This is a genomic window from Streptomyces aurantiacus JA 4570, assembly GCF_000414115.1.
Taxonomy (GTDB): Bacteria; Actinomycetota; Actinomycetes; order Streptomycetales; family Streptomycetaceae; genus Streptomyces; species Streptomyces aurantiacus_A.
The window spans coordinates 1-17,411 of the sequence record NZ_AOPZ01000456.1; the positions used below are offsets into that span (position 1 = coordinate 1).

Genomic DNA, 17,411 nt, shown 5'->3' on the forward strand with positions numbered 1-17,411 from the left:
GGCGCGGCCCTCGGCGTCGGCGCCCTGATCCGGTGCCGTCGACGCCGGTGCTGTCGACGCCGGTGCCGTCGGCGTCGGCGCCCTGACCCGGCGCCCTGACCCGGCGTCGCCCCTCCCCTCCGCCGCGCGAGCGGAGCCGTCGTGGCGCGCGGTGGCGCGGCGTGGCACGCGATGGCGCGCGGTGATGCCGCCCCGGTGTCACACCTTCCTCCCGCGCCTCTCCCTGCGCCGCACGCACACCGTTGTGCCAACTTCTCGGCGCGCTGACACAGGGGTTTCCTGAACCGCCTCCAGCCGAACAGGCCCAGCTCAGAGCGGTACGCCACCGGCCTGTTGACGCGCCGTGTGGCCCGCCTCACTCGCTGTGGCATCACCTGTGCGCCACTGCCGCTTGCGTTGGCGCCATGGTGATGCCATGCTGGCGTCATGAACAGCACGGCTCCGGGGGCTGAGAACGCCGGCCCGCCGGAGTGACGCACAACAACCCACCGCCCGCTCCGACCGACGGGCCCGCACACCTCAGCCAGACAGGGACCGCCATGCCTACTTTCGACACCCCCGAGCCCCTCTCCGCCATCGTCGAGTTCGAGTACGGAACGGCCCGCGTCATCGCCGGCAAGCGCCTCGACACCGTCGTCTCCGTCCTGCCGACCGACGGCCGCCGGGACGCCGACGTGAAGGCCGCGGAGGAGATCCAGGTCACCTGCGACAACGGCCGCCTGGAGATCAAGGGCTCCAAGAAGCGCTCTCTCTTCGGCAAGAGCGGCTCCGTGGAGCTCACCATCGAGCTGCCGGCCGGGTCGGACGTCCGGGGCACGGCGCCCGCCGGTGTCTTCAGCGCCGAAGGCCGCCTCGGGGACTGCCGGTTCGAGTCCTCCGCCGGTGACATCCACGTCGCGGAGGTGGGCGCCGCCTTCCTCAAGACCGAGCACGGCGACGTCCGCCTGGAGCGCGCCACGGGCGACGTGGAGGTGGACGCCGTGGGCCGGGTCGACCTGCGCACCGTCGCGGGCGCCGCCACCGTCAAGAACCTCTCGGGCGACACCACCATCGGCGAGGTCACCGGCGAGCTGCGCGCCCGCTCCTACTCGGGCAGCATCTCCGTGGGCGTCGCCCACGCCGGTGTCGACGCGAAGACGGAGAGCGGCACCATCCAGATCAGCGAGGTGGCCCGCGGCGAGGTCACCCTGACGACCGCCGCCGGCGGCATCGAGGTCGGTGTCCGCCAGTCCAGCGCGGCCTGGCTCGAAGTCAACTCCCAGGCGGGCACGGTCTACAACCAGATGGGCTCCACCGACGCCGCCGCGCCCGGCCCGGGCGCCGAGACCGTCAAGGTGACCGCCCGCACCAGCGTCGGCGACATCAAGATCCGCCGCGCCTGACGGCGGCCACGGCCACGCAGGGCCTCGTCACCGCAGAGACGCGCAGGGCCTCGTCGACCACAGAGACGCGCAGGGCCCCGTGAACCACAGAGACCGGCCTCGAATCAACTACGGAAGAAGCAAGGAGGCGGCACGATGACTGCCACCACCGGTTTGATCGCCCCGCCGAAGGGGATCACCGCCCAGGGGTTGCGCAAGTCGTACGGCGAGAAGGTCGTACTGGACGGGATCGACATCCAGGTCTCCGAAGGCACGGTCTTCGCCCTGCTCGGTCCGAACGGTGCGGGCAAGACCACCACCGTCCAGATCCTGACCACCCTGATCTCCCGCGACGGCGGAGAGGCCCGGGTCGCGGGCCACGACCTGGACCAGGAGCCGGACTCCGTCCGCGAATCCATCGGCGTCACCGGTCAGTTCGCCGCCGTCGACGGCCTGCTCACCGCCGAGGAGAACATCCTCCTCATCGCGGACCTGCTGCACCTGGACAAGGCCGAGGGCAAGCGCCGCGCCGCCGAGCTCCTGGAGCGCTTCGACCTCACCGAGGTCGCCAAGAAGCCCGCGTCCAACTTCTCCGGCGGCATGCGCCGCAAGCTCGACCTGGCGATGACCCTGGTCGGCAACCCCCAGGTCATCTTCCTGGACGAGCCCACGACGGGCCTCGACCCGCGCAGCCGCCGCACGATGTGGGAGATGATCCGCGGCCTCGTCGCCAGCGGCGTCACGATCTTCCTCACCACCCAGTACCTGGAAGAGGCCGACCAGCTGGCCGACCGGATCGCGGTCCTGGACGGCGGCAAGATCGTCGCCGAGGGCACCGCCGACGAGCTCAAGCGCCGCATCCCCGGCGGCCACATCCGCCTCCAGTTCAACGACGTCCAGCACATGGACGCCGCCGTCCAGCGCCTCGCGCTCTCCACGGTCACCCGTGACGACGAGTCGCTGAGCCTGCAGATCCCGAGCGACGGCTCCATCCCCGCCCTGCGCGCCGTCCTCGACGTCCTGGAGAGCTCCGGCATCCACGCCGAGGCGCTCACCGTGCACACCCCCGACCTGGACGACGTGTTCCTCGCCCTGACGGGCCAGGACCGCAAGACCGCCACCACGGACGACAGCGCGACCGCTGTGAAGGAGACCCAGCGATGAGCACCAACTCGTACGCCGTGCGCGACTCGATGACGATGCTGCGCCGCAACCTCAAGCGCGCGCAGCGCTACCCGTCGATGACGATCTCGGTCGTCGCGATGCCGCTCCTGATGCTGCTGCTGTTCGTGTACGTCTTCGGCGGCGCCCTCGGCGGCGGGATCGACATCCCCGGTGTGAGCGGCAGCGGTGACCGCGGTGACTACATCAACTACGTCGTCCCCGGCATCCTGCTGATGACGATGACCGCGTCGGCCGTCCCCACGGCGGTGTCGGTGTGCTCGGACATGACCGAGGGCATCATCAACCGCTTCCGCACCATGGCGATCTCCAAGGCGTCGGTCCTGGTCGGCCATGTGATCGGCAATGTGATCCAGACCGTGGTCGCCCTGGTCGTGGTCCTCGGTGTGGCGCTCGCGGTGGGCTTCCGTCCGAACGCCAACGTCGTGGAGTGGGTGGCCGCGATCGGCCTCCTGATCTTCCTGGCCTTCGCCCTGGCCTGGCTGTCGGCGGCGATGGGTCTGGGGTCGGACAGCGTCGAGACCGCCTCCAACGCGCCGATGCCGCTGACGTTCCTGCCCTTCCTGGGCTCCGCGGTGGTCACGCCGGACTCGATGCCGACCGTTCTCCGCTGGTTCGCCGAGTACCAGCCCTTCACGCCGATGAACGAGACGCTGCGCGGCCTGCTGATGGGCACCGAGATCGGCAACGACGCCTGGATCGCCCTGGCCTGGCTGGCCGGCCTGTCCCTCCTCGGCTACCTGTGGGCCAAGTCCTCCTTCAACAAGGAAGCCAAGCGCTGACGAGGGCCCGGCGCGCACTCCAGCACCGCCGGAAACCCGACCGCACACCTCAAGACCGCACCCCTCAAGTGGGCGGCTTCCCGACCGGGGAAGCCGCCCACTTGTAGCGTGTGCCCGCGCGTACGCGACCCGAGGGCGGCACGGACGACGGGAGTGGACATGACCGTGGGCTGGGAGTGGGACGACGCGCTGTTTCTGGGGGCGGCCCCCTATTACCGGCGCGGGCGGCTCCCGTACGCGCCGGGCCTCGCCGACGCGCTCGCCGAGGCGCTGGAACTCGACGGCCGGGGACGGCTCATCGACATGGGGTGCGGCCCCGGCACCCTCGCCGTGCCCCTGGCCCACCTGTTCGGCGAGGTGGTCGGCGTGGACCCGGACAGCGGGATGATCGCCGAGGCCGGGCGGGCCGCGGCCGAGGCGGGCGTGGCGGGGAAGGCGCGATGGGTCCTGGCCAGGGCCGAGGAACTCCCCGACGACCTGGGCACGTTCACCGTCGCGACCTTCGCCCAGTCCTTCCACTGGATGGACCGCGACCTGGTGGCGGCGAAGGTCAGGGGCCTGCTCCGCCCGGGCGGAGCCCTGGTCCACGTCTCGGACCTGAAGACGGAGCCCGACACCGCCGACCCTGTCGAGGGCCTGCCGCACCCGGCTGTTCCGTACGAGGCGATGGACGAGCTGGTCCGGCGGTATCTGGGCCCGGTCCGGCGGGCCGGCCGCGGGCTGCTGCCCCAGGGGACACCCGGCGGCGAGGCCGAGGTGTACGCCCGGGCGGGGTTCTCCGGCCCGCGGCGACTCGTCGTCCCCGGTGGGCAGGCGCTGGTACGCACCCGGGACGACGTCGTCGCGGGCGTGTTCTCGCGGTCCTTCTCGGCCCCGCACCTCTTCGGCGAGCGCCGGGCCGCCTTCGAGGCGGACCTCGACCGGCTGCTGCGGGAGGCTTCCCCGTCGGGCCGGTTCTCCGAACGCCTGCCGGGGACCGAGGCCGTCGTCTGGCGCGCGTGAGCGGGTGTCGTGTCACATCCACCCACCCGCCGGTGTCTTCATGTCGTACGCGTACGCAGCACACGTACGCGGCAGACATCCGAAGCACACGTATATGGAGGCCGGCCACCATGGCGCTACGCATTCCGAAGGCGGAACTTCCCACCGAGCTCAGCGAGACGATGATCGAGCAGTTCGGCGCCGTGCCCGAGCCCTTCGAGGTGACCGGGCACAACCCCAAGGTCTCCGCGGACTCCGCGGAGATCGGCGGCAGGGTGAACGCCTGGGACATGGCCGACGAGGGGCTCAAGACGTTCGCGCACATGGCGGTCGCCGCGCAGGTCGGCTGCAGCTGGTGCCTCGACATCAACTACTTCCAGGCGCTGCACAAGGACCTGGACCTGGCCAAGGCGAGCCAGGTGCCGCGCTGGCGGGAGTCGGAGGTGTTCACACCGCTGGAGCGGGACGTACTCGCGTACGCGGAGGCCATGACGAACACGCCGCCGACCGTCACCGACGAGCTGTACGCGGGCCTGCTGGAGCGGCTCGGCCCGGCGGCGATGGTCGAACTGACCGCGGCGATCGGCTTCGCCAACATGTCGACCAGGAACAACTCGGCGCACGGGATCACCTCGCAGGGCTTCTCGGCCGCGTGCGAGATCCCGCTGGCCGCGCGCCCACGGACGCCCGGGGCAGAGGCGACGTCCGCCGCATGACCGGCCACCCGGACGCCGATCCTTACGTCACCCATCGCACCCTGCTGTTCACGGTCGCCTACGAGATGCTCGGGTCGGCGGCCGACGCGGAGGACGTGCTGCAGGAGTCCTGGCTGCGGTGGGCAGGCGTGGACCGGTCGCAGGTGCGTGACCCGCGGGCGTATCTCGTCCGGCTCGTCACGCGGCAGGCGCTCAACCGGCTGCGGACGCTGTCCCGCAGCCGCGAGGACTACGTCGGCGAGTGGCTGCCGGAACCACTGCTGACCAGCCCGGACGTCGCCGAGGACGTGGAGCTCGCGGAGAGCGTCTCGATCGCGATGCTGACTGTGCTCGAGACGCTCGGGCCCACGGAGCGGGCGGTGTTCGTGCTGCGCGAGGTCTTCGAGATGGCCCACGGCGAGATCGCCGAGGCCATCGGGAAGTCCCCGGCGGCGGTGCGGCAGATCGCGCGCCGGGCCCGCGAGCACGTGGCGGCCCGGCGGCCACGGGTGCGGGTGAGCCGCTCGGAGCAGCAGGCCGTGGTGGAGCGGTTCCTGCTCGCCCTGCGGACCGGGCGGCTGCGCGAACTCCTCGCCGTCATGGCCCCGGACGTGGTCCTGATCACCGACGGCGGCGGAGTCGTGCCGGCGGCGCTCGCCCCGCTGCACGGCGCCGAGACGGTGGCGAAGCTGCTCGCCCGCGCGAACCGGGCGCCCGCCTTCGAGGCGACGGGCGTCTGGCTCAACGGCGAGCCCGCGGGCCGCCTCGACCTCGACGGCGAGCCGACCACGGTGAGCCTCACGGTGGAGCACGGCCGGATCACCCGGATCCACGTGGTCCGAAACCCGCACAAGCTGACCCGCCTCGACGAACCGGCCGAACTGGCCCGGTAGCCGAGCTCGACGCGGGCGGCCCGCCCGCTGTCGAGCTTCGGCTCACGGGGCACCCCGGCGTGGCGTAGCGCACTTTTGCAAGCGGGTGCTTGCAATAGTTAGCGGAGTGCGTGCAGTATCGGACGCATGGCATCGCTCAACGTCGGCAATCTCGGAGAGTATCTGCGCGAGCAGCGGCGCAACGCCCAGCTCTCGCTCAGGCAGCTCGCCGATGCCGCCGGGGTGTCCAATCCGTATCTGAGCCAGATCGAGCGCGGGCTGCGCAAGCCGAGCGCCGAGGTGCTGCAGCAGGTCGCCAAGGCGCTGCGGATCTCCGCCGAGACGCTGTACGTCCGGGCCGGGATCCTCGACGAGAAGGAGCGGGACGAGCTGGAGACGCGCGCCGTCATCCTCGCCGACCCGTCCATCAACGAGCGGCAGAAGCAGGTGCTCCTGCAGATCTACGAGTCGTTCCGCAAGGAGAACGGCTTCGTCACCTCTTCGTACGCGGACGAGACCTCTTCGTACGCGGACGACGGCACCGCCTCGTACGCGGACGACACCGCCCCGGCCCCGTCCCAGAACGGCGCCCGGGGCGCCGCCGACACCTCCGCTGACGGCTCCCGCACGGCCGACGGCGACGACGCCGAACCCTCAAGCTGAAGCGAACCCCAATCCGGGAGGACCATCGCCATGGCCATCACCGACGACGTGCGCAAGACCTTCACCGACCCCAAGCCGCTCTACTTCGTCGCGGGCGGCGCCGACCTCGCGTACCAGCAGGCCAAGAAGGTGCCCGGCCTCATCGAGCAGCTCGCCGCCGAGGCCCCGTCCCGGATCGACGCGGTGGTCAGGACCGACCCCAAGGAGGTCCAGGACAAGGCCGCGGCGCGCGCCAAGGAGGCGCGTGAGGCCCTCCAGGCCAAGTTCGGCGAGCTCGTCAGCCTCGTCGACACCGACCTGAAGAAGCTCGGCGAGAGCGCCCAGGACCTGGCCCTGCGCGGCGTCGGCGTCGCCATCGAGTACACGGTCCAGGCGCGCGAGAAGTACGACCAGGTCGCCGAGCACGGCGAGCAGGCCGCCGACGAGCTCGTCGAACTGGCCGACTCGGTCGAGCCGGACGGCGGGGCGACGACCGAGGAGGGCGCCTCCGCGTCCGCCTCCTCGTCCGACTCGGGCTCCGGCTCCGGCGCGCAGGACAAGAGCGCGACCGCCACGGCCGGCAAGCCCGCCGCGGCCAAGAAGCCCGCCGCCAAGAAGACGACGGCGAAGAAGACCACGCCGCCGTCCGCCAAGTAGCGGGGCCCCCGCGTCGGATGCGCCGGGCCGGGCACTCTCGGAGTGCCCGGCCCGTTGTCGGGGTAAGCGGGTACGGTGACTGCGTACGTCGCGTAGGGATACGCCGAGACTGGTGGTGGACGTTGTGCTGATGCAGGGGTTCGCGAACCTCATGTGGCTGCTGTCGCTGGCCCTGATCGTGTTCAGCGGCTTCGCGCTGCTCGACGCCGCGATCCGGCGGGAGGACGCCTACCGCGCGGCGGACAAGAAGACCAAGCCGTTCTGGCTGATCATCCTCGGGCTCGCCTTCGTGGTGAACCTGCTCTTCCCGATCCTGTCCTTCCTGCCCATCATCGGCCTCATCGCGACCATCGTGTACATGGTCGACGTGCGCCCGGCGCTGCGGCAGATCACCGGCGGGGGCGGCGGCCGCCGCGGCTCCAGCAGCGACGGTCCGTACGGGCCGTACAACGGCGGTCGGTGACTTTCCCGTACCTCCGATGACTGTTCCGTACGCGGGCGCCTGCTAGCGGGCCCGGTCCAGGAGCAGTACCGCCACGTCGTCCGTGAGATCGCCGCCGTTGAGGGCCCTCGCCTCGTTCACGGCGGCCTCCAGGAGCTCCTCGCCGCCCAGGCCCGACGCGATCTGGCGGCGGACCATCTCCACCATGCCGTCCTGGCCGAGCCGCTGGTTGCCCTCACCGATCCGGCCCTCGATCAGGCCGTCCGTGTACAGCATCAGGCTCCAGCTGCCGCCGAGCTCCACCTGCCGGCGCGGCCACCGGGCGCGGGGGAGCAGGCCGAGCGCGGGGCCCCCGTCGTCGTACGGGAGCAGCTCGGCGGGGCGGCCCGGGCGCGCTATCAGCGGCGACGGGTGGCCGGCCAGGCACAGCCCGGCCCGGCGCCCGTCCGGCGCGATGTCCACCGTGCACAGCGTCGCGAAGATCTCCTCGTCGGCCCGCTCGTGCTCCAGGACCCGCTGGAGGGTGGAGAGCAGCTCGTCGCCGACCAGGCCCGCGAACGTCAGCGCGCGCCAGGCGATGCGCAGCTCGACGCCGAGCGCCGCCTCGTCCGGGCCGTGGCCGCAGACGTCACCGATCATCACGTGCACCGAGCCGTCGGGCGTGCGCACCGTGTCGTAGAAGTCGCCGCCGAGCAGCGCGCGGGAGCGGCCGGGGCGGTAGCGGGCGGCGAAGCGCAGCGGGGAGCCGTCGAGCAGCGGGGTCGGCAGCAGGCCGCGCTCCAGGCGGGCGTTCTCCTGCGCCCGCAGCCGGGACTCGGTGAGCTGGCGCTGGGCGGCGTCGGCGCGCTTGCGCTCCACCGCGTACCGGATGGCGCGGCTCAGCAGGCGGCCGTCCAGCTCCTCGCGCAGCAGATAGTCCTGGGCGCCGACGCGCACCGCCTGGGCGCCGATCTCGGCGTCGCCGGACGCGGTGAGCGCGAGGACGGCGTGCCGGGGCGCGAGGCGCAGCACGTGCTTGAGCACGGCGAGCTCGTCGGGGTCGTCCGCGCCACGGTCCGCGCCGTCGGTGCCGGTGCCGCCGTTGCCGGGGCCGCCGGGGCCCGGGCCGCCGTTGCCGCCGTTCCCGCGGCCGGTCAGGGCCAGGTCGAGCAGGATGCAGTGCACGTCGTCCGTGAGCAGCCGCTCGGCCTCGGTGAGGTTGCGGGCGGTGCGGATGCGGATGGGCTTGCCCGCGGAGTCGAGCAGCTCCGGAACGCTCAGCGAGCCCGCCGGGTCGTCCTCGATCACCAGCAGGGTGAGGTTGGTGCTGTTGCCCACGGGGTCGTCGTCGAGGGGACCCCGGGCGGCGGCCGTGGGGCCGCCGGTGTTGTCGTCGGCGGTGCTGTCGCCGATGGGCCCGGCGCCGTCGGCTGCCGGTGTCGCTTGCGCCTGACCGCCTTCCGCGGCCGGGATCGCTCTCTGCCGCGGTATGGGTGCGGGCATCGTTGAGTTCCTTCCCTCCCCCCGAGGGCATGGTGGAGCGACGGTCGCACGCCCCACCAGACGGGGACCATAGCGGTAGCCGGGGCCTGTGCGGAATGCGGCGCGGCACGCGGCCGACGGCATATGCCGCATCCTGGACGGCATTTGGGCACGAACTCGGTCCGTCAGTGATGACGAAGGTCACGCCGGAAGGGTTGAGCCGAGGGGTGTGCCGTGCAGTGGGTCACAGCTCCGGTCAGGGGTGATCGCAGCCCCGTTCAGGGGTGATCGCAGACCTGGCCGGGATGATCACAGCCCCGGCCCGGACCGGGCCGCCGCACCTGCCCAGGTGTGGCCCGGCTCACTTGTCGGGGCGCACGACCCCGAGTATCTCCATCGAGCCCGCGCCCGCGACCGTCACGTTCCGGCCGGGGCGGGGGGCGTGCACGATGGCGCCGTCGCCCACATAGAGCCCGACGTGGCTGGCGTCCTTGTGGTAGATGATCAGGTCGCCGGGGCGCATGTTCTTCACGTCCACGCGGGGGAGCCGCTTCCACTGCTCCTGCGAGGTGCGCGGGATGCCCTTGCCCGCGGCCGCCCACGCCTGGGACGTGAGCCCCGAGCAGTCGAAGGACTTCGGGCCCTCCGCTCCCCATACGTACGGCTTGCCGATCTGCGCGGTGGCGAACGCGATGGCCTTCTTGCCGGGCGTGGTCGCCTCGCCCTTGGCGTCCTTCAGCACACCGGTGTCCACCCAGGCCGACTGCTGCTTGAGCGCGGCCTCCTCCTCCAGCTTCCGCAGCCGCTCGCGCTCCTTCTTCTCCAGGCGCGACTCCATCTTCTCGGCGGCGGCGATCTTCTTCTTGACCTTCTTCTTCGCCTCCGCCTTGGCCTTGCGGTTGGCCTCCAGCTTCTTCCACTGGGCGGCGGCGTCCTTGGCGTACGTCTTCAAGTCCGCCTGGGTGCGGCTCATTTCGGTGAGCATGGCCTTGGTGGCGTGCTGGCCCTGGCGCAGGCGGCCCGCGCCGTCCAGGAACCGGCTCGGGTTGTCGCTCAGCATCAGCCGGGCCTCGTCCGGGATGCCGCCGCTGCGATACTGCGCGCGGGCCGCGGCGCCCGCGCGGGCCTTCAGCTTGTCCAGCTTGGCCTGGCCCTTGTCGATGGACCGGGCGAGGCGGACGATCTCCTCGGACTGCTTCTCGGCCTTCTCCTCCGCGGCGTTGTACGCGTCGGTGGCCGTGCCCGCTTCGCGGTAGAGCCGGTCGATCTTCTTGCGGACCTCTTCGAGGGAGCTGTTCGACGGCGGACTCGGCTCACCCGGGCTCGGCGTCGGGGGAGTCGGGGAAGTCGGCGGAGTCGGCTCACCCGGGCTCGCGAACGCCGTGCCCGGCGCCGCGAGCACCGTGGCCGCGCACGCGCAGATCAATGCCACGGCCGCCGTCGTCGAGTGCCCCTTGCCGGTCACGCCCGCCACCCCCAAAGCTGATTTACCGTCAGTAACTTGTCAGCGTTTCCGGGATGGTGCCATGCCGCCGCCGATTACGACAGAGCCGCGCGGCAACTCCGATCCCCCACCCGCCCCATGTGACGAACGGCACGCGGAGATCGTTCCCCGCAGTTCAGGGAGGTCAACCCGCGCCCGGCGCCAACGCCTCCCACCGCACCGTCACTTCCCCCTGCCGCCACCGCGAACTCCGGTCCGCCACCGGCCAGTCCGCCGCCAGGTCCCGCACCGCCCGGATCCACCGCTGCCGCGCGCCGTACGAGGCGTACGGCGCGGCGGCCGCCCACGCCCGGTCGAAGTCGCGCAGGAACGCGTGCACCGGCTCGCCCGGCACGTTCCGGTGGATCAGCGCCTTCGGCAGCCGCTCGGCGAGGTCGGACGGGCGCTCCAGGGAGCCGAGCCGGGCCGCGAACGTCACCGTGCGCGGCCCCTCGGGGCCGAGCGCCACCCACACGTGCCGCCGCCCGATCTCGTCGCAGGTGCCCTCGACGAGCAGCCCGTCCGGCGCGAGCCGCGCGCACAGCCGCTCCCAGACGGCGGCGACCGCGTCCTCGTCGTACTGGCGCAGCACGTTCGCCGCGCGGATCAGCGCCGGACGCTCGGTCGGGGGTGTCAGGGGCACCTCGAAGCCGCCGTGCCGGAAGGTGAGGCCCTCGCGCTCGTACGGCCGCGCTGCCGCCACCCGCTCCGGGTCGATCTCGACGCCGACCACGCGCGCGTGCGGGGCGGCGGTGCGCAGCCTGAGCAGCAGCTCGACGGCGGTCCAGGGCGCGGCGCCGTACCCGAGGTCGACGGCGACCGGCGCGTCCGCGCGGCGCAGCGCGGCCCCGTGGGCGGCGGCGATCCAGCGGTCCATGCGGCGCAGCCGGTTGGGGTTCGTGGTCCCGCGCGTCACGGTTCCCACGGGGCGAGCGGACGAACGGGGGACGCGGGGGGCCATGGGGGCAAGCGTATGCAAGGCCCACGGTTGAGGTCCCCAAGGTAATGCTTTGGCAAAGAGGAAATGGAGGTGGCCCTTCCGGTGTTGCTCCCCCAGGAGGCCCGCACCTGGCCTCCCCCTCGCCGTGCCCGCCGTCAAGGCCAAGGAGGACCGCCACGTGAGCCACTACGTGACCAGGCTCGGGCGTCGCTCCCCAACGGCGCCCGCCCGGATCCGGCTGCCGGGCGCCTCCCGCCGGCCCCGCCGGGTGGCGATGCTCAGCGTGCACACCTCACCGCTGCACCAGCCCGGCACGGGCGACGCGGGCGGCATGAACGTCTACATCGTGGAGCTCGCCAAGCGGCTCGCCGCGATCAACATCGAGGTCGAGATCTTCACGCGCGCCACGACGGGGGCCCTGCCGCCCGCCGTGGAGCTGTCTCCCGGAGTGCTGGTGCGCCACGTCGACGCGGGTCCCTACGAGGGCCTCGCCAAGGAGGAGCTGCCGGCCCAGCTCTGCGCCTTCACGCACGGCGTGATGCAGGCATGGGCGGGCCACCGGCCCGGCTACTACGACCTGGTCCACTCGCACTACTGGCTCAGCGGCCACGTCGGCTGGCTGGCCGCCGAGCGCTGGGGCACCCCCCTCGTGCACGCCATGCACACCATGGCCAAGGTCAAGAACGCCGCGCTCGCCGCGGGCGACACCCCGGAGCCCGCCGCCCGCGTCATCGGCGAGACCCAGATCGTGCGCGCCGCCGACCGCCTCATCGCCAACACCTCCGAAGAGGCCGACGAGCTCGTACGCCACTACGAAGCCGACCCCGGCAAGGTCGCCGTCGTCCACCCGGGCGTGAACCTGGACCGCTTCCGTCCCGCCGACGGCCGCTCCGCCGCACGCCACCGCCTCGGTCTCCCGCAGGACGCCCTCGTCCCGCTCTTCGCCGGCCGCATCCAGCCCCTGAAGGCCCCCGACGTGCTGCTGCGCGCCGTCGGCGTCCTCCTGGAGGAGCGGCCCGAGCTGCGCTCGCGGATCGTCGTGCCGGTCGTCGGCGGGCCGAGCGGGAGCGGTCTCGCCAAGCCGGAGGGCCTGCAGAAGCTGGCCGCCCGCCTCGGGATCGCGGATGTCGTACGTTTCCAGCCGCCCGTCGGGCAGGAGCAGCTCGCGGACTGGTTCCGGGCCGCGTCCGTCCTGGTGATGCCCTCGTACAGCGAGTCCTTCGGCCTTGTCGCCATAGAGGCGCAGGCCGCGGGGACGCCGGTGCTCGCCGCGGCGGTGGGCGGGCTGCCCGTCGCCGTGCGCGACGGGGAGACCGGGTTCCTGGTCTCCGGCCACGAACCCGCCCGCTACGCGCGCGTGCTGCGCGAACTCGCCGACCATCCCCACCTTGTGGACCGCATGGGCGCCGCGGCCGCCCGGCACGCCGAGTCCTTCGGGTGGGGGACCGCGGCGTCCGCCACGGCCGACGTGTACACCGCCGCCGTGCACGATCACCGGCGTCACGTACGCTCGCATCATGGGTGAGGTTTCTGGCGGGGCGCCTTCCGCGGTGGTCGAGCGGGTGCTCGACGAGGCCGGTCTTGAGTGGGAGTCCCCGGAGTCCGGGGCGTACGTGGTGACGCTGCCCGGTACGCGCAAGCTCTCCACGACGCTCTCGCTGCGCGTGGGCAAGCACTCGCTGTCCCTGAACGCCTTTGTGATCCGTCGTCCCGACGAGAATCACGAGGGCGTTCATCGCTGGCTCCTGGAGCGCAACCTCCGCCTGTACGGCGTGAGTTACGCCATCGACTCCCTCGGTGACGTGTACGTCGCCGGGAAGTTGCCGCTCGCCGCCGTGACCCCCGAGGAACTCGACCGGCTTCTCGGGTCCGTCCTCGAAGCGGCTGATGGGTCCTTCAACACCTTGTTGGAGCTGGGGTTCGCGACCGCGATCCGCAAGGAGTACGACTGGCGCGTTGCGCGCGGTGAATCCACCCGGAACCTGGACGCGTTCACCCACTTGACCCGGCCCCGGTAGTTCTCCGGCTTTCCCCGGGTGGGGGCTTCCCTGTCCCCGCCGCTCCGCGGCGGGACATCTCCCACCCCGCCCGCCCGTTTCCAGTCGACCGGCAGGTGAGCGTCTCCTGCGGGGGTTGCCCGCCATCGGCGGCTGCGGGCCTTCCCTCTGTGGGCAATCGTGCCGCAGGGCGGCTCCCAACCCTTAAAGGCAGCCCAGGCCGACGGTGACCGTAACTTCGGCGGTACGGCGTCTTCCCCCGGCGGCACCCGCATGGCATGCTCCCGCCCAACGCAGACGTGAACGCAGTTCACGTACATGCTCAGATGGGGAGGCGGGCATGGCAAAGCTCAGCAGACGCGGCGTCCTCGGCGGAGCCATCGTCGCGGCCACCACGGCCACCGTCGGTGCCGCCGCCGCAGGCGAACCCCCCACCCTCTGGCGGGAGTTCAGCCGCACCCCCTTCACCCACCCCCAGATCCCCTACGTAGGCCGCGCAGGCGCCCGCCGGGGCACCCGGCACCTCCCTCACCCCGAGCGGGCGTTCCACGCCCACCACTACGGCGCCAGGCCCGACGCCCAGTCGAACGCGGCGCCCGCGATCAACCGTGCCCTCGCCGCCGCCGGAAGGGCCGGCGGGGGCACGGTCCACCTCGAACCCGGCACCTACCGCGTGGACGACATCATCCGCGTCGCCCACGACAACGTCGTCCTCCGCGGCGCGGGCAGCACCCGCACCAAGCTCGTCGCCACCAGGAACCTCACCGAGCTCGTCGGCCCCTACGGCAGTCGCTACGGAGGCGACAAGTCGAGCTGGTCCTGGGCGGGCGGCCTGATCTGGCTCTGCCCGGCCGCCCGTTGGGACAGCCTCACCGCCGCCATCAGGGCCGAGGACTGGCCCTTCGAGGGCTGGACCGGCAACAAGCGCGACGCATGGCGCACCCTCACCACCCTCGCCCCCGCCACCCGCGGCTCCTGGTCCGTCCGCGTCACCGACCCCACCCGCCTGCGCCCCGGCGACCTCGTCCTCCTGCGCCTCGCCGACGACGCGGACCACACCCTCCTGGAGCACATGGCGGGCGAAGGACCGGGCACGCGCGCGTACACCTGGGACGACAAGACGAAGCTCACCTCGTACGTCCCCTACGAGTGGCCCGTACGGATCGCCTCCGTGAAGGGGCGCAAGGTGACCTTCGAGCGGCCGCTCCCGCTCGACGTCCGGCCCGAGTGGGACCCCCGGCTCACCACCCACGTCAAGGCCCTCACCGGCTCCGGCGTCGAGGGCCTCACCCTCGAAGCCGTCGAGACCCCGCAGTCCCCGCACCTGCTCGACAAGGGCCACAACGGCGTCACCTTCCAGTGCGCGTACGACTGCTGGGCCGACGACGTCCACGTACGCCACGTGGACAACGGGTTCGGCCTTGTCGCCGCCTCCGCCTGCACGCTGCGCCGCACCTCCGTCGGCGGCCGCGGCTCTCACCACCCGTACTTCTGCCGTGAGGGCTCGCACGACAACCTGATCGAGGACTTCCGGATCGAGCTGCGCACAACGCCCGCGCCCGCCGGGACCCAGCTGCACGGCATCAACGTGGAGGGCCTGTCCTCGTACAACGTCTGGTCGCGCGGCGAGATGCGGATGGGGACCTTCGACACGCACCGCGGGATGCCGTTCGCCAACGTACGGACCCAGATCACCGTCGAGAACAACGGGCGGCACGGCGGCGACGCGAGCGCGGGGCCCCTCTACGGAGCGCGCTTCACGCACTGGAACGTCACCGTCACCAACCAGCGCGCCGGACTGGTCAAAATTGACGGCATCGCACCGCACAGCGCCACGGTCGGCATCTCCCGGGTCCGCGAGTTCGACCAGATCGACGTGCCGGACTTCTCCGGAGAGCTCAACTCGCGCATAGAGGCGTACGGTTCGCCCGATTCCGTACGCCCCCGGAATCTGTACGAGGCGCAGCGCGCCCTGGACGACTGAGGGCCCCTAGGGGGGACTACCCGAAGGGGACCAGCCGGACCACGGTCACCGTGAGGACCGAACCCGACACGTAGTAGAGGACGATCGCCCCGCCGACCGTCGCCTCGCGGCGGTCGCGCTCGGCGGTATCCGTGGACACGGGCGTCGAACCGTGCCCGTAGGGGTCGCGGCCGAGCGTGCGCACCATCGCCGCCCGGAAGGCGTCCGCGTCGTCCATCTTGGCGAGGGTGTCGTCGGCGGGCGGCGCGTACGTGATGCGATAGCTCCGGCTCCGGTGACGGCTCACGCGATGCTCCGCCTCTCGGCCTCGTCGGCGGCCAGGCGGTCGAGCAGGGCCTCGGCCTCGGGGTCCGGCACGGCCTGGAGCATCCAGTGCCGCATCACGCTGTGGATCTCGTCGACCCCGGCCTCGTTGATGGCCCGGTCGAACTCCGCGCGCCGGTCCTCGGGCAGGGCGGCGCGGATGTCCGGGATGGTGTTGGGGACATCGACCTCCTCGCCGCCGATGAAGGTCTTCAGTGGTTCGGCCATGGTCGGGTCACTCTCCCTGAGGTCCCTGGGTGGGCCCTGCGCTGATCTCACGGTAGCGGCGGCGGTCCGGGCTCTCCGGCGCCGCACCCGACTCCTTCGGGTGGTGCGCGGACGCCGTCGGCAGCCCCCGCATCAGACCCCAATACCCGAGCGCCGCCGTCGTACCCACCACCGCGCAGAAGCCCCACAGCCACTCCGCCCCCAGGCGGTCGATGACCGAGCCGGAGATCAGCGGCGCCGCGAGCGCCGCGACCGCCCACGACATGGCGTACATGCCCTGATAGCGCCCGCGCGCGTGGGTCGGCGACAGCCGCACCACCAGGCTCGTCTGGGTGGGGGCGTTGACGATCTCGGCGAGCGTCCACAGACACACCGTCAGGGCGATCAGGCCGACCGAACCGGCGAACGCGGTGAGCCCGAAGCCGTACCCCGCCACGAGCGAGGAGATCACCAACAGGCGCTGCGGGTCCCGGTGTTCGATGAACCGTGTCACCGGTATCTGAAGGAGCACGATCATGACGCCGTTGCAGGCGATCGCCACGCCGTAGTCGCTCGGCGTGAAACCGGCCTCGCCCATCGCGACCGGCAGGCCCACGTACGCCTGCTGGAAGACCAGCGCGACCAGGAAGGACAGGCCGACGACGCCCATGAAGCGCCCGTCCCGCAGCACCGTGCCGAGCCCCGCCTCCGGCCCGCCCGCCGCCTCCTCGGCCGACTGCGCGGGCTTCGACTCCGGCAGCTTCACGTACACGACCACGGCGCACGCCAGCGTCATGGCGGCCTCGATGAGGAAGCCCGCGAGATAGCTGTACGAGGCGATGAAGCCGGCGGCCGCGGAGGAGATGGCGAAACCGAGGTTGATGGCCCAGAAGTTGAGCGAGAAGGCGCGTACCCGGTCCTCGGGGCGCACGATGTCCGCCATCATCGCCTGCACGGCGGGCCGGGACGCGTTGCTCGCCATGCCGACCAGGAACGCGACGCCCGCGATGGCCACGGGATGGGTCATGAACCCGAGCAGCGCCACCGACCCCGCCGTGGACGCCTGCGCGACGAGCAGCGTGGGCCGCCGCCCGAGCCGGTCGGTCATCACGCCCGCGCCGAGCGAGGAGACGACGCCGCCGAGCCCGTGCAGGGCGGCGACGAGACCGGCGTACGTGGCCGAGTACCCCCGGTCCAAGGTGAGGTAGAGCGCCATGAACGTGGCCACGAACGCGCCGAGCCGGTTCACCAGCGTGCTGGTCCACAGCCACCAGAACGCCGGGGGAAGCCCGGACACCGACTCCTTGACGGCACGTCTGGCGGCGGTGAGCGGCATACGGTTCCCCCGAGGCGGTGCGGCCGGGCAGACGACCGGCATGTAAGTGTCTATGGCGACGATCACAACTTACGTACGGCAGGATC

The 17,411-nt window shown here is 72.0% G+C and carries 18 protein-coding genes; 12 read left to right on the top strand and 6 right to left on the bottom strand.

Annotation, left to right across the window (positions count from 1 at the left end; all coding sequences use genetic code 11):
- Nucleotides 1–539: 539 nt before the first annotated feature.
- The 9 genes from STRAU_RS34280 to STRAU_RS34320 all read left to right on the top strand — a co-directional run bounded on the left by STRAU_RS34280 (nucleotide 540) and on the right by STRAU_RS34320 (nucleotide 7,635).
- Nucleotides 540–1,382 carry a DUF4097 family beta strand repeat-containing protein gene (locus tag STRAU_RS34280; RefSeq protein WP_016645011.1) on the top strand — a complete coding sequence of 281 codons (843 nt, stop codon included), beginning with the start codon at nucleotides 540–542 and terminating at the stop codon, nucleotides 1,380–1,382.
- 135 nt (nucleotides 1,383–1,517) lie between these two features.
- The gene (locus tag STRAU_RS34285) at nucleotides 1,518–2,525 is read left to right on the top strand and encodes a daunorubicin resistance protein DrrA family ABC transporter ATP-binding protein (protein ID WP_016645012.1); all 1,008 of its coding nucleotides are present in this window, start codon (nucleotides 1,518–1,520) and stop codon (nucleotides 2,523–2,525) included.
- Nucleotides 2,522–3,325 (top strand): ABC transporter permease, encoded by an 804-nt coding sequence (locus STRAU_RS34290; protein WP_016645013.1) that lies wholly within the window; start codon nucleotides 2,522–2,524, stop codon nucleotides 3,323–3,325. Before STRAU_RS34285 ends, STRAU_RS34290 begins: the two co-directional genes overlap by 4 nt.
- Before the next feature lie 159 nt (nucleotides 3,326–3,484).
- A complete protein-coding gene (locus tag STRAU_RS34295) occupies nucleotides 3,485–4,327 on the top strand; it encodes a class I SAM-dependent methyltransferase (RefSeq protein WP_037663823.1) in 843 nt (280 codons plus the stop codon).
- Between the two features lie 110 nt (nucleotides 4,328–4,437).
- Nucleotides 4,438–5,022, top strand: coding sequence for a carboxymuconolactone decarboxylase family protein (locus STRAU_RS34300; RefSeq protein ID WP_016645015.1), 585 nt, complete (start codon nucleotides 4,438–4,440; stop codon nucleotides 5,020–5,022).
- Nucleotides 5,019–5,894: an RNA polymerase sigma-70 factor gene (locus STRAU_RS34305; RefSeq protein WP_016645016.1), complete on the top strand. Its 876-nt coding sequence runs from the start codon at nucleotides 5,019–5,021 to the stop codon at nucleotides 5,892–5,894. The genes STRAU_RS34300 and STRAU_RS34305 overlap by 4 nt, the downstream gene beginning before the upstream one ends.
- 126 nt (nucleotides 5,895–6,020) lie before the next feature.
- Nucleotides 6,021–6,536 carry a helix-turn-helix domain-containing protein gene (locus tag STRAU_RS34310; protein WP_016645017.1) on the top strand — a complete coding sequence of 172 codons (516 nt, stop codon included), beginning with the start codon at nucleotides 6,021–6,023 and terminating at the stop codon, nucleotides 6,534–6,536.
- A 30-nt stretch (nucleotides 6,537–6,566) separates the two neighbouring features.
- A complete protein-coding gene (locus STRAU_RS34315) occupies nucleotides 6,567–7,172 on the top strand; it encodes a hypothetical protein (RefSeq protein WP_016645018.1) in 606 nt (201 codons plus the stop codon).
- Nucleotides 7,173–7,284: 112 nt separating this feature from the next.
- Nucleotides 7,285–7,635 (top strand): DUF2516 family protein, encoded by a 351-nt coding sequence (locus STRAU_RS34320; protein ID WP_225882285.1) that lies wholly within the window; start codon nucleotides 7,285–7,287, stop codon nucleotides 7,633–7,635.
- Nucleotides 7,636–7,677: 42 nt separating this feature from the next.
- Here STRAU_RS34320 and STRAU_RS34325 read toward each other — a convergent pair whose 3' ends face one another.
- The 3 genes from STRAU_RS34325 to STRAU_RS34335 form a co-directional block, all read right to left on the bottom strand.
- Entirely contained in the window at nucleotides 7,678–9,096 is a 1,419-nt protein-coding gene (locus tag STRAU_RS34325; protein ID WP_016645020.1) for a PP2C family protein-serine/threonine phosphatase, read from the bottom strand.
- Nucleotides 9,097–9,436: 340 nt separating this feature from the next.
- A complete protein-coding gene (locus STRAU_RS34330) occupies nucleotides 9,437–10,549 on the bottom strand; it encodes a C40 family peptidase (RefSeq protein WP_016645021.1) in 1,113 nt (370 codons plus the stop codon).
- 154 nt (nucleotides 10,550–10,703) lie between these two features.
- Nucleotides 10,704–11,519 carry a class I SAM-dependent methyltransferase gene (locus tag STRAU_RS34335; protein ID WP_078621700.1) on the bottom strand — a complete coding sequence of 272 codons (816 nt, stop codon included), beginning with the start codon at nucleotides 11,517–11,519 and terminating at the stop codon, nucleotides 10,704–10,706.
- 157 nt (nucleotides 11,520–11,676) lie between these two features.
- On the opposite strand from STRAU_RS34335, the gene mshA reads away from it, so the two are divergent.
- The 3 genes from mshA to STRAU_RS34350 all read left to right on the top strand — a co-directional run bounded on the left by mshA (nucleotide 11,677) and on the right by STRAU_RS34350 (nucleotide 15,479).
- Entirely contained in the window at nucleotides 11,677–13,023 is a 1,347-nt protein-coding gene (gene mshA, locus STRAU_RS34340) for a D-inositol-3-phosphate glycosyltransferase (protein ID WP_037663826.1), read from the top strand.
- Nucleotides 13,016–13,516 carry a type III secretion system chaperone family protein gene (locus tag STRAU_RS34345; protein ID WP_037663806.1) on the top strand — a complete coding sequence of 167 codons (501 nt, stop codon included), beginning with the start codon at nucleotides 13,016–13,018 and terminating at the stop codon, nucleotides 13,514–13,516. Before mshA ends, STRAU_RS34345 begins: the two co-directional genes overlap by 8 nt.
- Before the next feature lie 319 nt (nucleotides 13,517–13,835).
- Nucleotides 13,836–15,479 carry a glycosyl hydrolase family 28-related protein gene (locus STRAU_RS34350; RefSeq protein ID WP_016645025.1) on the top strand — a complete coding sequence of 548 codons (1,644 nt, stop codon included), beginning with the start codon at nucleotides 13,836–13,838 and terminating at the stop codon, nucleotides 15,477–15,479.
- Nucleotides 15,480–15,495: 16 nt separating this feature from the next.
- On the opposite strand, the gene STRAU_RS34355 is transcribed toward STRAU_RS34350, so the two are convergent.
- The 3 genes from STRAU_RS34355 to STRAU_RS34365 all read right to left on the bottom strand — a co-directional run bounded on the left by STRAU_RS34355 (nucleotide 15,496) and on the right by STRAU_RS34365 (nucleotide 17,325).
- Complete coding sequence (locus tag STRAU_RS34355) at nucleotides 15,496–15,696, bottom strand: hypothetical protein (RefSeq protein ID WP_052029406.1); 201 nt, start codon at nucleotides 15,694–15,696, stop codon at nucleotides 15,496–15,498.
- Between the two features lie 65 nt (nucleotides 15,697–15,761).
- Complete coding sequence (locus STRAU_RS34360; protein WP_016645027.1) at nucleotides 15,762–16,010, bottom strand: hypothetical protein; 249 nt, start codon at nucleotides 16,008–16,010, stop codon at nucleotides 15,762–15,764.
- A 7-nt stretch (nucleotides 16,011–16,017) separates the two neighbouring features.
- Nucleotides 16,018–17,325: an MDR family MFS transporter gene (locus STRAU_RS34365; protein ID WP_016645028.1), complete on the bottom strand. Its 1,308-nt coding sequence runs from the start codon at nucleotides 17,323–17,325 to the stop codon at nucleotides 16,018–16,020.
- Nucleotides 17,326–17,411: the final 86 nt, after the last annotated feature.